Source organism: Allorhizobium sp. nf9_anc (genome assembly GCF_056323085.1).
The window spans coordinates 737,196-751,010 of record NZ_CM150481.1; the positions used below are offsets into that span (position 1 = coordinate 737,196).

General features: G+C 62.3%; 15 protein-coding genes. 10 read left to right on the forward strand and 5 right to left on the reverse strand.

Annotated elements, in window-relative coordinates; all coding sequences use genetic code 11:
• Position 1: 1 nt before the first annotated feature.
• Positions 2-310 (reverse strand): ribbon-helix-helix domain-containing protein, encoded by a 309-nt coding sequence (locus AC02Y0_RS03345; protein WP_136557685.1) that lies wholly within the window; start codon positions 308-310, stop codon positions 2-4.
• 235 nt (positions 311-545) lie between these two features.
• On the opposite strand from AC02Y0_RS03345, the gene AC02Y0_RS03350 reads away from it, so the two are divergent.
• The 3 genes from AC02Y0_RS03350 (at position 546) to AC02Y0_RS03360 (ending at position 3,265) form a co-directional block, all read left to right on the forward strand.
• Positions 546-941: a VOC family protein gene (locus tag AC02Y0_RS03350; RefSeq protein ID WP_476382393.1), complete on the forward strand. Its 396-nt coding sequence runs from the start codon at positions 546-548 to the stop codon at positions 939-941.
• Between the two features lie 123 nt (positions 942-1,064).
• Positions 1,065-1,595 (forward strand): twin-arginine translocation signal domain-containing protein, encoded by a 531-nt coding sequence (locus AC02Y0_RS03355; RefSeq protein WP_476382395.1) that lies wholly within the window; start codon positions 1,065-1,067, stop codon positions 1,593-1,595.
• Between the two features lie 98 nt (positions 1,596-1,693).
• Positions 1,694-3,265, forward strand: coding sequence for a GMC family oxidoreductase (locus AC02Y0_RS03360; protein ID WP_476382397.1), 1,572 nt, complete (start codon positions 1,694-1,696; stop codon positions 3,263-3,265).
• 77 nt (positions 3,266-3,342) lie between these two features.
• Here AC02Y0_RS03360 and AC02Y0_RS03365 read toward each other — a convergent pair whose 3' ends face one another.
• The 3 genes from AC02Y0_RS03365 to AC02Y0_RS03375 all read right to left on the reverse strand — a co-directional run bounded on the left by AC02Y0_RS03365 (position 3,343) and on the right by AC02Y0_RS03375 (position 5,584).
• Positions 3,343-4,545, reverse strand: a complete 1,203-nt coding sequence (locus AC02Y0_RS03365) for a ceramide glucosyltransferase (protein WP_476382399.1) — start codon at positions 4,543-4,545, stop codon at positions 3,343-3,345.
• 83 nt (positions 4,546-4,628) lie between these two features.
• Complete coding sequence (locus AC02Y0_RS03370) at positions 4,629-5,228, reverse strand: DedA family protein (RefSeq protein WP_476382401.1); 600 nt, start codon at positions 5,226-5,228, stop codon at positions 4,629-4,631.
• The gene (locus tag AC02Y0_RS03375) at positions 5,225-5,584 is read right to left on the reverse strand and encodes a hypothetical protein (RefSeq protein WP_476382403.1); all 360 of its coding nucleotides are present in this window, start codon (positions 5,582-5,584) and stop codon (positions 5,225-5,227) included. Before AC02Y0_RS03375 ends, AC02Y0_RS03370 begins: the two co-directional genes overlap by 4 nt.
• 98 nt (positions 5,585-5,682) lie before the next feature.
• Between AC02Y0_RS03375 and ung the strand changes: the two genes are divergently transcribed.
• The 6 genes from ung (at position 5,683) to AC02Y0_RS03405 (ending at position 11,326) form a co-directional block, all read left to right on the forward strand.
• Positions 5,683-6,375 carry a uracil-DNA glycosylase gene (ung, locus tag AC02Y0_RS03380; protein ID WP_476382404.1) on the forward strand — a complete coding sequence of 231 codons (693 nt, stop codon included), beginning with the start codon at positions 5,683-5,685 and terminating at the stop codon, positions 6,373-6,375.
• 155 nt (positions 6,376-6,530) lie between these two features.
• Entirely contained in the window at positions 6,531-7,805 is a 1,275-nt protein-coding gene (locus AC02Y0_RS03385) for an NAD(P)/FAD-dependent oxidoreductase (RefSeq protein WP_476382406.1), read from the forward strand.
• Positions 7,806-7,916: 111 nt separating this feature from the next.
• Positions 7,917-9,341, forward strand: a complete 1,425-nt coding sequence (locus AC02Y0_RS03390; RefSeq protein WP_476382408.1) for an aldehyde dehydrogenase family protein — start codon at positions 7,917-7,919, stop codon at positions 9,339-9,341.
• A gap of 253 nt (positions 9,342-9,594) precedes the next feature.
• Positions 9,595-9,993, forward strand: a complete 399-nt coding sequence (locus AC02Y0_RS03395) for a DUF1236 domain-containing protein (RefSeq protein ID WP_476382410.1) — start codon at positions 9,595-9,597, stop codon at positions 9,991-9,993.
• 93 nt (positions 9,994-10,086) lie between these two features.
• Positions 10,087-10,446: a hypothetical protein gene (locus AC02Y0_RS03400; protein ID WP_476382412.1), complete on the forward strand. Its 360-nt coding sequence runs from the start codon at positions 10,087-10,089 to the stop codon at positions 10,444-10,446.
• A 100-nt stretch (positions 10,447-10,546) separates the two neighbouring features.
• Complete coding sequence (locus AC02Y0_RS03405; protein ID WP_476382414.1) at positions 10,547-11,326, forward strand: metallophosphoesterase family protein; 780 nt, start codon at positions 10,547-10,549, stop codon at positions 11,324-11,326.
• Positions 11,327-11,331: 5 nt separating this feature from the next.
• Here the strand turns inward: AC02Y0_RS03405 and AC02Y0_RS03410 are convergent, their stop codons facing one another.
• Positions 11,332-12,246, reverse strand: coding sequence for a DMT family transporter (locus AC02Y0_RS03410; RefSeq protein WP_476382416.1), 915 nt, complete (start codon positions 12,244-12,246; stop codon positions 11,332-11,334).
• A 216-nt stretch (positions 12,247-12,462) separates the two neighbouring features.
• Between AC02Y0_RS03410 and AC02Y0_RS03415 the strand changes: the two genes are divergently transcribed.
• Positions 12,463-13,761, forward strand: coding sequence for an adenylosuccinate synthase (locus tag AC02Y0_RS03415; RefSeq protein WP_069043514.1), 1,299 nt, complete (start codon positions 12,463-12,465; stop codon positions 13,759-13,761).
• The last annotated feature ends 54 nt before the right edge of the window (positions 13,762-13,815 follow it).

The window sequence follows — 13,815 nt, forward strand, 5'->3', positions numbered from 1 at the left end:
GTTACTCGGCGGCGATGATGTGGAATTCCTGAGGTGTGCCCGGATTTTGCGCCTTGCTCATCAGATAGATGAGACAGCTCGTTCTCAGCAGCGATGCGAAGTTCGACACCGAGCCGTTGATCTGCAGGGCTTCGTCGTAGAGCGTCGACAGAAAGCGGGATGTCGAGAAATTCTGGCTGGCGGCGATCTCGTCGATCAGCACCCAGAAGGCGGCTTCGAGCTGAATGCTGGTGGAATGACCACCGATGCGGACGGAGCGGTTGACCGCGCGATAGCGGCCCGGATCCTGTCCTGCGAAGACTTCACACATGGCATGCTCCTCCCTGATTTTTGCGTTTTTTCGGTCTGCAGTCTTTTGCGGCATTATGTTGCGCGCCGTGGCTCTGGTCAATTTCCGTCTTTTCTAAACTGCCTCGCCCGGGTGCGAAGAATGGACACATCCGCTGGCGAAAAAAATCGGCTGCGGTAATGGGCTGCTACCAGCCTTCCCGCAAATCGCGACATCCTCTCTCCATGACATCTGTCAGCATGCGAGGAGCAGCCCATTGGCGAAAATGATCCATTCCATGATCCGCGTCCTGGAGGAGCAGCGCTCGCTCTCCTTCTACACCGAGGCCTTCGGCCTGGAGATCGCGGAACGTCTCGATTTCGAAACCTTCACCCTGATCTATCTCAGCAATTCGGAAAGCGAATTTGAGCTGGAGCTGACGGTCAACAAGGGCCGTGAAGAGGTTTACGACCTTGGCAATGGTTACGGCCATCTGGCGTTCAGCGTTTCGGATCTCGACGCCGAGCACAAGCGGCTGACCGATCTCGGCTTGAACCCGAACAAGATCGTCGAATTCAACCGGGATGGGGCATTGCTCGCCCGCTTCTTCTTCATCACCGATCCCGATGGCTACAAGATCGAGGTCTTGCAGCGGCACGGTCGGTACAAATGATCGGGAGGCCGGGGAAGAGGAGTTCCCGGCCTTTCCTGTTTCGCAGACGGCCGGCGCGATCATCGCGCCTGCCTGGGGTGGCGGCCAAAGCCGTCGCACTTCATCTCATGGGAGGAGAATGACGTGGTTACGATACTCGACAAGACCGGGGGCATGTCCCGTCGCCAGCTTCTGAAGACCGGTGCGGCGAGTGCCGTGCTGATGGTCACCGGGACTGCGGTGATCTGTCCCGACCAGGCCTGGGGCCTGGAGGCGACCGCCCTGAAACCGGACACGCTCGCGACGCTCATCAAGATGGCGCGCGACATCTACCCGCATGACCAGGTCGCCGAACGCTTCTATGCGGCAGCCGTCAAGGGTCAGGACACGATGGCGGGCAAGGATGAGAAGCACAAGGCGCTTATCGAGGACGGCATCGCCGATCTCGACAGCAGAGCGGGTGCCGGCGGCTATCGCGGCCTCGGCTGGGAGGACGATCGCGTGGCGATCCTGCGCGACATCGAGACGACGCCCTTCTTCCAGGCGGTGCGCGGCGACCTCGTGGTCAGCCTCTATAACCAGAAGGAGATCTGGCCGATCTTCGGCTACGAGGGCGAGTCCTATTCCAAGGGCGGCTATATCGAGCGCGGGTTCGACGACATTACCTGGCTCTGAGCTACCCCAGACACGCATTCATCGTCGCCGGAAGGAGGCCCATCGCGGATGGGAACGGCGGCGCTTACCCAAATTGACCGATTTCCCGGGAGGAAAACATGGCAGCGCCCTATGATCTCAACGACGACAGCGTGGTCGTCATCATCGGTTCCGGTGCAGGCGGCGGCACACTCGCCAACGAACTTGCCCAGAAGGGCATCGACGTGGTCGTGCTCGAAGCCGGTGCCCGCATCGAATACGAGGACTTCATCAATGACGAATGGGAGAGCTTTTCCCAGCTCGCCTGGCTCGACAATCGCACCACCGGTGGTGGCTGGCGGGTGTCGAAGGACTTCCCCAACCTGCCGGCCTGGATCGTCAAGGCTGTTGGCGGCACGACCACCCATTGGGCGGGTGCCTCGCTGCGCATCCAGGAGCACGAGTTCAAGACGCTCACCCACTACGGAAAGGTCGAGGGGGCCAACCTTCTCGATTGGCCGATCAGCTATGCGGATCTGGAGCCGTATTATGCCAAAGCCGAAGACAAGATGGGCGTCACCCGCACCAACGGGATCGAGGGCCTGCCGGGCAATAACAACTTCAAGATCCTGAAGGCCGGCGCCGACAAGCTCGGCTACAAGGACTGTCACACCGGCAACATGGCGATCAACTCGGCCGATCGCGATGATCGCATGAGCTGTCAGCAGACCGGCTTCTGCTTCCAGGGCTGCAAATGGGGCGCCAAATGGTCGACGCTCTATACCGAAATTCCGAAGGGCGAGGCGACGGGCAAGCTGGAGGTTCGGCCGAATTCGCATGTCGTCAAGATCGAGCATGATGACACGGGCAAGGTGACCGCCGTCGTCTATGCCGACAAGGATGGCAATCTGCAGAGCCAGAAGGCCCGCATCATCTGCGTCGCCGGCAATTCGATCGAAAGCCCGCGCCTGCTGCTCAACTCGGCCTCGTCGAAGTATCCGGACGGGTTGGCCAACTCGTCGGGCCAGGTCGGCAAGAACTACATGCGCCACACGACCGGCTCGGTGTATGCGGTCTTCGAAAAGCCGGTGCATTTCTACCGTGGCACGACCATGGCCGGGATCATCCGCGACGAGGCGCGGCACGATCCGTCGCGCGGCTTCGTCGGCGGCTATGAGCTGGAGACACTGGCGCTCGGCATCCCCTTCATGGCGGCCTTCCTCGATCCGGGCGGCTGGGGTCGCTCGTTTGCTTCCGCCATGGACCAGTATGCCAATATGGCGGGTCTCTGGATCGTCGGTGAAGATATGCCGCAGGAACAGAATGCCGTGAAGCTGCATGCCGAGCTCAAGGACAAATACGGCATGCCGATCCCGGATGTCTGGTTTACCGACCACCCGAACGACGAGGCGATGCGCAACCACGCCTACAAGCAGGGTGTGGCGATCTATGAGGCTGTCGGGGCAACCCGTGCCTTCCCGACGCCGCCTTATCCGTCGACCCACAATCTCGGCACCAACCGCATGAGCGAGAAGGCGCAGGATGGTGTGGTCAACAAGTGGGGCCAGACCCACGACATCAGCAACCTCTTCGTCTCCGATGGCAGCCAGTTCACCACCGGAGCAGCCGAGAATCCGACCCTGACGATCGTTTCTCTTGCGATCCGCCAGGCGGATTACATCGCCGAGCAGATGGGCCAAGGCACGATCTGAGCGGCAAGACTACCTCCCTCCTGCGGGCAGCGATCGTGACGAGCGGTCCTGCCCGCTTTTTCGTGGGAAGGCGATGCTCAGTGGCCGCGGGCGGCGACCAGAGCGCGGGCCTTGTCACGTGCCTTATCGCGTGTTCGCAAAACGGCCTGGCGCAGACGGGCGGTGCGGCCGTTGTCGTTGTCCGCCACCGTCATGGCATTGCCGCGCCATTCGAAGCCGCTGCCGAACCAGGCGGCGATGAAGAGGACCGGCAACAGCAGGTCGCGGGCGATCATCGCCGGCAGGATGCGCCAGCCACTTGGCCAGCCATAGGCGCGGGCGAGCGCGAGTTCGCCCGCATACCAGATGGCAAGATAAGCAAGCGGAGCGAGCGGCGGCAGCGTGCCCGTTGCAGAAAGCGCAATCATCGCGGCTGCTGGCAGCGCGGCGCCGGTGAAGATTTCCGGCAGGAAGTAAAGCGGGAAGGAGGCACGGCGCAGGCGGGCCCAGCGGAGCTGGCGCTTCCAGACGGCCGTGATCTTGCGGGCGCCCAGCGGCTGCGGGAAGGGCTCGTGGACGAGCCGGACCTTGAGACCCGCACCGCGGATCAGAAGCGTGGCTGCGGCGTCTTCGGCCACCTCGTCGCCGAGGCGCTCGAAGCCGCCGAGCTTGGTGATCAGCTGCCGATTGAAGAGCATCGATTTGCCCTGGGCAAAGCCGAAACCGACGGCATCGGCGAAGAGCTGCCAGCGAGCCTGGAAACTGTCGAGCCAGGCGCTTTCGAGGCAGGCGCCGAAATTCTCCGGCTCGGTGCCGGCCGGCGGCGAGCAGACGAGGCCGGTCTGGCTGTCCCACCGCGCCATCATCTTCTCGAAAATGTCTGGTGGCATCAGCACGTTGCTATCGGTCATGACGATCCAGTCATGGCGGGCGGAGCGCCAGCCCTTGACCACGTTGTTCAGCTTCGGATTGGCGCTGAACAGGTCTTCACCGACCAGGAGGCGCGCCTGGATCTGCGGATGTTCGGCCATCAGTCGGCGCACGAGGGACGCTGCGGGATCATCTGCCTTCGCGACGCAGAAGAGGATTTCGTAAGTCGGCCAGTCGAGCTTGAAAGAGGAGGCGAGGCAGCGCTCGAGATTGTTTTCGAGGCCGCAGACCGGGCGGATCAGCGTGACCGGCGGACGGGGTAACGGCGTCTTCTCGCCATTGCGGTGGCGCTGTTTGACGGAGATGACGAAGGCGATGCTTGCAAGTTGAACCAGAAGCGCGATCGCTGCGAACCAGATCAGAAAAGTCATGGCGAGTCTCCGGATTTTCCGTTCCGGATAGCACCGCTGTGTGACAGTTCGGCGAACGCCAATATTCGGACGGCGCGGGGTCGTCAGTCCTTGGCTCTCACGGCCTGAAGCAGCTTGTAGCCCAGGATCGCCGCGACCGCACCGGCCGCCAGAAATCCGCTGATGCTGCCGCTGATCTCGGCGATCTGCGTGACGCTGTCGCTGAAGGTGGCGCCAAGTCCAGTATAGAGGCCGACCCAGACGGCTTCCCCCAGAATGCTGGCCAGCGTAAAACGCACCCACGAAAAACCAGAGGCGCCAGCCATCAGGTTGAGATAGGGGCCGAGCGGCGACAGCAGCCAGCGCGTCAGAAAAACGGCGACATTGCCGCGCTCGTCCATCTCCCGCTCCGCCCGCTCGATCGCCTTTCGACGCGCCGGATTGCGAGCGACGATGGGCACCAGCCGCCGCCCGGCTGTGCGCCCGAGGATATAACCGAGCTGGTCACCGCCAACGGCGGAGGCCAGTGCCACGGCGATGACGATCCAGAGGGTGAAGTCGCCGGCGGCAGCAAGCGCGCCCATCAGCATCATGACGATCGAGGCTGGCAGCGGTGCGCCGAGGCAGCTCACACAGACGACAATGCCGAGCAGCGAGAGCCCATAGGATGGAAGCGACGCGAGCAGCGTCTCGGTCAGAGTCATTTCGGCGGACCCAGACGGCGGAGTTCCGCAAGGGAGGCCTCGATCTCTGCCTTGAATTCTTCGAAGTCCTGGCCACGATCTTCGGCCAGCCGCTCCAGCGAGGGGCGTGGGCCATCCTTCGGCGGCGGTGGCAGGTCGAGGTCGCGGGCGAGCTTCTCGACGGGCACATGCCAGGAATGGGCGACGTAGCCGATCGTCATCCAGGGTTCGGGTGGCAGGTCCTGGCGCGCGGGATCGCTCCAATAGACGACGAAAAAGATCGTCCGCCCGGCGAAGAAGAGCGCAAGCGCCATGGCCAGCACGAAGGCGGAGGTGAGGATGCGGTGACGGCGCCACAGTCTGAGGAAGGGCTTCACGGTTCTCTTGTGTGCTCCGTTTGTCTCAAGGTTGACAGATCCCGGCCTGCAGCTTCTATCGTCCGCATCCATGTAAGCGAGAACGCGGAGCAGCGGCAATGGCGGATGCGGAAGTCAGACTCGAAGACAGCTGGAAGGCGGTGCTGGGGGCCGAATTCAGCCGTCCCTATATGGCCGAGCTCAAGGGCTTCCTGCAGCGGGAAAAGGCCGACGGCAAGCACATCTTTCCGAAGGGGGCTGAGTATTTCCGCGCGCTCGACCTGACACCGCTCGATGAGGTGAAGGTCGTCATCCTCGGTCAGGATCCCTATCATGGGGCAGGACAGGCGCATGGTCTGTGCTTCAGCGTGCAGCCCGGCGTGCGCATTCCGCCGTCGCTGGTGAACATCTACAAGGAGATGCAGAGCGATCTGGGCATTCCGCCAGCGCGGCATGGCTTTCTCGAGCATTGGGCAAGGCAGGGCGTGCTGCTGCTCAACAGCGTTCTGACGGTGGAAGAGGCGCGGGCCGCCTCGCATCGGGGGCAGGGCTGGGAGCAGTTCACCGATGCGGTCATCCGCGCTGTCAACGAGGAGTGCGAGCATGTCGTCTTCATGCTCTGGGGTTCATATGCGCAGAAGAAGGCGGCCTTTGTCGACCGTTCGCGGCATTTGGTGCTCAAGGCGCCGCATCCTTCGCCTCTGTCAGCGCATAATGGGTTCTTCGGTTCCCGGCATTTCTCCCAGGCGAACGATTATCTCACTGCGCAGGGCAGAAACTCTATTGATTGGCAATTGCCCGAAGTGTCTTAATCTCTATCCGTGATGTTTCTTTCGCGTTCTTCTTAAGTAAGAAGATCGTCACTCTACCGTCGCGTCAAAATACAGCCTGACGTTTATTGTCTCTTTTGTTCACGCCATGCAGATTGCGCGCCGATCTTTCCAATCGCGACGCAGGTCTAAGCTTCATGCAGCCCCCAATAGCGGATTCGCCTGTTTGGCGACGGCCCGTTTCACCGATCCTCTGTCGGTTCGCCGATGACACCGTCGACCTGGTGGTCATCGGCGCGGGTTATCAGGGGCTTTCGACCGCACTTCATGCTGCACGCGCGGGCTTGTCGGTTCAGGTGATCGAGGCCGGAGACATCGGCGCAGGCGGATCGGGCGTCAATGGCGGTCAGGTGATCCCGGGACTGAAGCAGGATCCCGAGACGCTTATCTCCCTGTTCGGTGAGGAGGCGGGGCAGAAGCTGACGCGCTTTGCGGCAATGACCGCCGATGTCGTCTTCGACCTGATTGCGCGGGAAGGGCTTGACGCCGAGCACATGCGCTGCGGCTGGATCCAGGCAGCGCATACCGAGACCGCCATGCAGGCTGCCATGCAGCGCAACCGCCAATGGCGCGCGCAAGGGGCCGATGTCGCGCTGCTCAATCCGGCGGAGATCGCACTTCTGACCGGTGCTGAGGGCTATCGTGGCGGTTTCCTCGATCGACGGGCAGGGGTCGTCAACCCGCTTGCGCTGGTGCATGAACTGGCGAGGGTCGCGACGGAGGCCGGCGTGCGGCTCGTCACCCATGATCCGGTGACAGAGCTTGTCCGTGACGGGACAAACTGGCGCGTTGTGACCGAAAGCGGACGTATGCTTCGGGCCAGGAAGGTGCTCGTCGCGACGAATGCCTATTCCGGTCGGCTGGTGCCCGAGCTTGCCCAAAGTCTCGTCTGGCTTCACTCGTTCCAGATCGCCACCGAGCCGCTGCCGGCGGAGTTCGACCTCGTTCTGCCGAGTGGCCAGGCGGTTTCGGATAGCCGCCGGATACTCGTCTACTATCGCCGCAGTCCGGATGGGCGTCTGGTGCTGGGCGGTCGCGGGCCGATGCGTCCGCCCCGCTCCGAGGAAGACTGGGCGCATCTGGAGCGGGCGCTCCACCGGCTCTATCCGATGCTTTCAGGCGTCCGGATTTCGCATCGCTGGTTCGGTCGGGTTGCCATGACGCCGGATCATCTGCCGCATCTGCACGAGCCTGAGCCGGGCCTCGTGATCGCCGCTGGATGCCAGGGGCGGGGCATTGGTCTGATGGTGTCGCTCGGCGAGGCGATTGCGCGATACATTGCGGGTGGCGATCCCGCCGTGCTTCCACTGCCGATCACACCCATCCATGCCATACCGTTGCATCAATTCAGGCGATTGGGCGTGGCGGCCAATGTTGCCTGGTACAGGTTGCTCGATGGCCTGGAACGCTGATCTCCCCATTCTGGTTGGGGAAAGGCGGTCCGCATACCCTTGCGTGCTTGCCGAGTTCCTGCATGTGGCGAATAGTGCCGAAACATCACCTCTTTCTCCGTCGGAGCCCGCATGTCCAAGTATCTGAAGTTCTTCATCGGCGGTGCGTGGGTCGACCCGGTGGAGCCGGCGCTTCTCGATGTGATCGATCCCTCCACCGAAGAAGCCTTCACGACGATCTCGATCGGCAGCCGGGGCGATGTCGATCGGGCCGTCTCGGCCGCCAAACGTGCGTTTGCGACTTTCTCCGTCACCGACCAGGCCGAGCGGCTGGCTCTGCTTGAGCGCATCCTTATCGCCTATACCGAGCGTTTCGAGGATATCGCCCAGGCGGTGAGCCGGGAAATGGGTGCGCCACTTTCCTTTGCCCGGGAATCGCAGGCCTGGGCCGGGCGGGCACATCTCGAAGCGACCATCGCAGCCTTCAAATCCTTCGAATTCTCCGAGCAGCGCGGCACGACCCGCATCGTCCGGGAGCCGATCGGGGTCTGTGCCCTGATCACGCCCTGGAACTGGCCGCTCAACCAGATCGTCTGCAAGGTTGCGCCGGCGATTGCCGCGGGCTGCACTGTGGTTCTGAAACCCTCCGAAATCGCACCGATTTCCGGCCTGATCTTTGCGGAGGTCATGGAAGCGGCGGGCACACCTGAGGGCGTCTTCAACCTCGTCAATGGCCGTGGTCCGGAGGTGGGTCAGGTGATGGCGGGGCATCCGGATGTCGACATGGTCTCCTTCACCGGCTCGACGCGCGCCGGTATCGTCGTCGCCAAGACGGCTGCGGATACGGTCAAGCGCGTGGCGCAGGAGCTCGGTGGAAAGTCCGCCAACATCATCCTGCCGGATGCGGATCTCGTCACGGCTGTCAGCAAAGGTGTCGAGGGCTGTTTCGGCAATTCCGGTCAGTCCTGCGATGCGCCGACCCGCATGCTGGTGCCAGCCGATCGCCATGACGAGGCCTTGCAGATCGCAAGGCAGGCGGCAGAGACCCACAAGGTGGGCGACCCGCAGGCCGAGGATACCGTGCTTGGTCCTGTGGTCAGCGAGGTCCAGTACAACAAGATCCAGCGGCTCATTGAAATGGGCATCGAGGAAGGCGCGCTGCTCGTCACCGGCGGGCCGGGCAGGCCTGATGGCCTCAACCGTGGCTATTATGTTCGCCCGACCGTGTTCGGCCATGTGACGCCCGACATGACGATTGCGCGGGTAGAGATCTTCGGACCTGTCCTGTCCATCATGCCCTACGAGACGGAAGAGCAGGCGATCGAGATCGCCAACGACACCGTTTATGGTCTGGCGGCATACGTGCAGTCCGAGGATATCGAGCATGCGCGGCGGGTGGCCGCGCGGATGCGGGCGGGGTCCGTCTATCTCAACTACCCGGACTGGGATACTGCCGCACCCTTCGGTGGCTATAAGCAGTCAGGCAATGGTCGGGAATATGCCGATTGGGCCATTCACGATTTCCTCGAAATCAAGGGCATTGTCGGCTGGGGCTGATAGCCACCAGCCGGCCCCTCGGCTCCTCGCCCGCAGGAGCAAGACCAGCGCTGACGCTGAGCCGCGATTTACCACCGCTCTGCAAGTCTTTGTCTGCAGCTTGAAGTAAAGCGCAGGCCATAAACTGCACGCCTGCCTCAATTTTGTCTATTTTTCCAGTCGCTTGCAGCACAAGGCCTAAAGGCGCTCATGGAACAATTTCCTGTGATGCCCGTTCTTTCCGTCACTGGCAGACAACGGAAAGGATCCAGCCATGAAGACGAAGATCATTGCTCTTGGAGCCATTGTCATTGGTGCCGTGGCCTCGCCTGTTGTGGCGCAGGAAGGCACTGTCACGGGCGCTGCAGGTGGTGCCGTCACGGGCGCCATTGTCGGTGGTCCTGTTGGTGCTGCCGTGGGCGGTGTTGTCGGCGCGATTGCCGGCACCGCGATTGATCCGCCGCCGCAGAAAGTCGTCACCTATGTTCAGCAGCAGCCGGTCCCGGCGCAGACTGTCGTGATCGAACGCCAGGTGGTTGTCGGTGAACCAATCCCGCAAGAAGTCGTTCTGACGACGATCCCTGAAGATCCGACCTATGCCTATGCGGTGGTCAACAACCAGCGCGTGATCGTCGATCCGCAGACCTATGTGGTTGTCGGCATCGTTCAGTAATCGATCCGAAAACGGATTGTCCAAGACTTGCATGAAAACATGAACTCGCGGCCAGCCGCATAGCGGTTGGCGGCCCATCCAGGAGGAAATACCATGGACCAACGTCCCGATCCCCGCATTGACCAGCGTCCGAACGTAACGCAGCAGACCACTTCGAGTGGCGCAACCTGGGGCATCGCCGTCCTGTTGGTTGTTGTTATCGCTGCCGGTGCCTTCTTCGTGTTCGGCGGTGGCGCAGACACCGATACGGCAACGACCCCGGCGACCAGCACGACAGCGCCTGCAGAGCCCGCGACGCCGCCTGCCGCTCCAGTAACGCCGCCTGCGACCGACACGGCTCCGGCTGCTCCGGCAACACCGCCGGCCACCGATACGGTTCCGACCACGCCGCCGGCTACGGGCACTGCTCCGGCTGCCCCGGCCCCGGCTACGCCGCCGACGACCACGCCTTAATCTGAGAAGGCATATTCAAAGAGGCCAGCTCCCATTGGGGGCTGGCCTTTTTCGTGTGGCTGGGCTTTGCTTTTAGATGTTGGCACCGAGGGGATTGATCATGATGGAAGAGCTCAGTTCCGCTGACGGGATACGGGCTGCACGCCTCATGGCGGAGCCGTCGGACTATGCGGTCATCTATGCCATCGGCGATGTGCATGGCTGTCTCGATGCCCTGCTCGAACTCGAGAAGCGGATTGTCGAAGATGCCGACGCCATCGAGGGGCGCAAGCTGATCGTGATGTTGGGCGATTATGTCGATCGCGGGCCAAAGTCAGCCACTGTCCTTTATCACCTCATTGCCGCGCCCCCGGCCGGGTTTGAGCGGGTCTGCCTGCGTGGCAACCATGATGACGCGTTCCTCGCCTTTCTCGAAGGAGATCCGGCCGGTGACTGGGTCCTCGATCATGGCGCTGCGGAGACGTTTCAGTCTTATGGTGTTGAGTTCGATGTCGATGGTCCCCGCGCCATTCATCCGCTGCGCACGGCGGTCCGGGCCGCTGTTCCGGATAGCCATCTGACGTTTCTTCGGACGCTGCCGGTCTTGCTGACCGTTGGAACGGATGTCTTTGCTCATGCCGGCATCCGGCCTGGGCGACCACTTTCAGAGCAGAGCGACGACGATCTGATGTGGATCCGGCGATCTTTCCTCGATCTCGGCCCGGGGCTGCCTGTCCGGGTTTTCCATGGCCACACGGCGATGCGGCTCCCGCATGTCGGGCCGGATCGGGTGAGCCTCGACACCCAATGCTATCGCACGGGCCGCTTGACCGCAGCGCGGTTGTTGTCCGGCGAGGTCACGATCCTGTCGGTTGGAGGCGAGCCCGAGGCAGACGATTGATCCGGTCAGTTGGCCGGTTTGTCAGCGGCTGGCGTGTCGGCTGCGGGCTTGCCCCATTCGGCGATCGCGATACCGCCAAGGACCAGAACCAGCGCCACTATGTGGAAGACTTCCAGCGTCTCGCCGAGGATGGTGATCGAGAGCAGGGTGCCGAAGACCGGTACCAGGTTGATGAAGAGGCCGGCGCGGTTGGCGCCGATGCCTTCGACGCCCTTGATGTAGAGGATCTGCGAGATCAGCGAGGGGAACAGGCCGGCATAGAGAATGATCAGCCAGCCGCGCGTGTCCGGCAGGATCAGTTCGCCGCGGCCGGCTTCCCACCAGAGAAGCGGCAGACAGGTGAGCGCGGCGGCGAGTGCTGGCACGGCCATCAGGCTCTTCCAGTGCACCGGCGGCTTCCAGCGCAGCGAGACCGTATAAATAGCATAGGAGATGCCGGCAAAGAGCATCAACAGGTCGCCGGAGTTCAGGGTCAGCGTCAGCAGCGTCTGCAGGTCGCCATGCGAGGCGGTGACGGCCGCGCCGACGAAGCTGATCAGGAAGCCGAGGATCTGGATGGCCGAGACCTGGATGCGGAACAGCAGGAAGTTGATGACGAAGATCAGAACCGGGATGGCGCCCTGTTCGATCGCGCCGTTGACCGCGCTTGTGTATTTCAGCGCGGTGTAGAGGAAACCGTTGAAGGCGGCATACCCGACGGCGCCGTAGAAAATCAGCAGCTTCCAGTTGGCTTTCAGGACATTCCAGTCCTTGCGGATCTGCGGGATTGCGATCGACGCGATGACCAGGGTCGCGAGTGCCCAGCGTCCGAAGCTCAGCACCATGGGGCTCACATGGCCGAGCGCCAGCTTGCCGGCGATGGTGTTGCCGCCCCAGAGCAATGTGGTGATGACGAGAAAGCTGTATGCGCGAATGGGCAAGTGCGTCTCTTCCCTGCAGGCTTGCACCGGTCGTCGAACCCGTTTCCTCCCGGTCCGGCTCAGCGCGAATTGCCTTCGAAATAGGCGAGGGGGCATGCTTTGTCACGCAAAAAGCCAAATCGCCCGTCAAGACGGGTCGATTTCCCAAAAACAACACAGTATAGATGCGCGGGTTTGGGTAGGGCGCAGACGCTGCGCGATATACAGGATTATGTGATGACGAATGTCGTGGTGATTGGTTCGCAATGGGGTGACGAGGGCAAGGGCAAGATTGTCGACTGGCTCTCCGAACGTGCGGACATCGTGGTTCGCTTCCAGGGCGGACACAATGCCGGCCATACGCTCGTCATCGACGGCGTTTCCTACAAGCTCTCGCTTCTGCCTTCGGGTGTCGTGCGTCCCGGCAAGAAGGCTGTCATCGGCAATGGCGTGGTCGTCGATCCGCATGCGCTGATCGCTGAAATCGGCCGGCTGAAGGACCAGGGCGTTGAAGTGACGCCGGACAATCTGCGCATCGCCGAGAACGCCACACTGATTCTCTCGCTGCACCGCGAACTCGACGGCATGCGCGAAGACGCAGCCTCCAACAGCGGCACCAAGATCGGCACGACTCGCCGCGGCATCGGCCCGGCTTACGAAGACAAGGTCGGTCGTCGCGCGATCCGCGTGATGGACCTCGCCGATCTCGACGCGCTGGAAGGCAAGGTCGAGCGTATCCTCACCCACCACAACGCGCTGCGCCGCGGCTTCGGCGTGGCCGAAATCGAGCACAAGACGATCATGGAAGAGCTGACCTCGATCGCCGATCGCGTGTTGCCTTTCATGGATTCGGTCTGGGTGCTGCTCGACAAGGAGCGCCGCAAGGGCTCGCGCATCCTGTTCGAAGGCGCTCAAGGCTCGCTGCTCGACATCGACCACGGCACCTATCCCTTCGTCACCTCGTCGAACACGGTTGCCGGTCAGGCCGCTGCCGGTTCCGGCATGGGCCCGGGTTCGCTCGGTTATATCCTTGGGATCACCAAGGCCTACACGACCCGCGTTGGCGAAGGCCCGTTCCCGACCGAGCTGCATGACGAGATCGGCCAGTTCTTGGGCGAGAAGGGCCATGAGTTCGGCACCGTCACGGGCCGCAAGCGTCGCTGCGGCTGGTTTGACGCCGCGCTCGTTCGCCAGTCGGTGGCGACCAATGGAATCACCGGCATTGCTTTGACCAAACTCGACGTTCTCGACGGTCTCGAAGAGCTGAAGATCTGCGTCGGTTACAAGCTGGACGGCCAGGAAATCGACTATCTGCCGGCAGCCCAGGCCGCCCAGGCGCGAGTCGAGCCGATCTACATCACGCTCGAAGGCTGGAAGGAATCGACTGTCGGCGCCCGCAAATGGGCGGATTTGCCGGCTCAGGCGATCAAGTATGTCCGCCAGGTGGAAGAACTGATCGGTGCGCCGGTCGCCCTCCTGTCGACAAGTCCCGAACGCGACGACACAATACTTGTGACGGACCCCTTCGAGGACTAATCTCGGAATTTAATAAATTTCTGCCGGCCCTCAGCGGGCCGGCGCCTTAGAGAA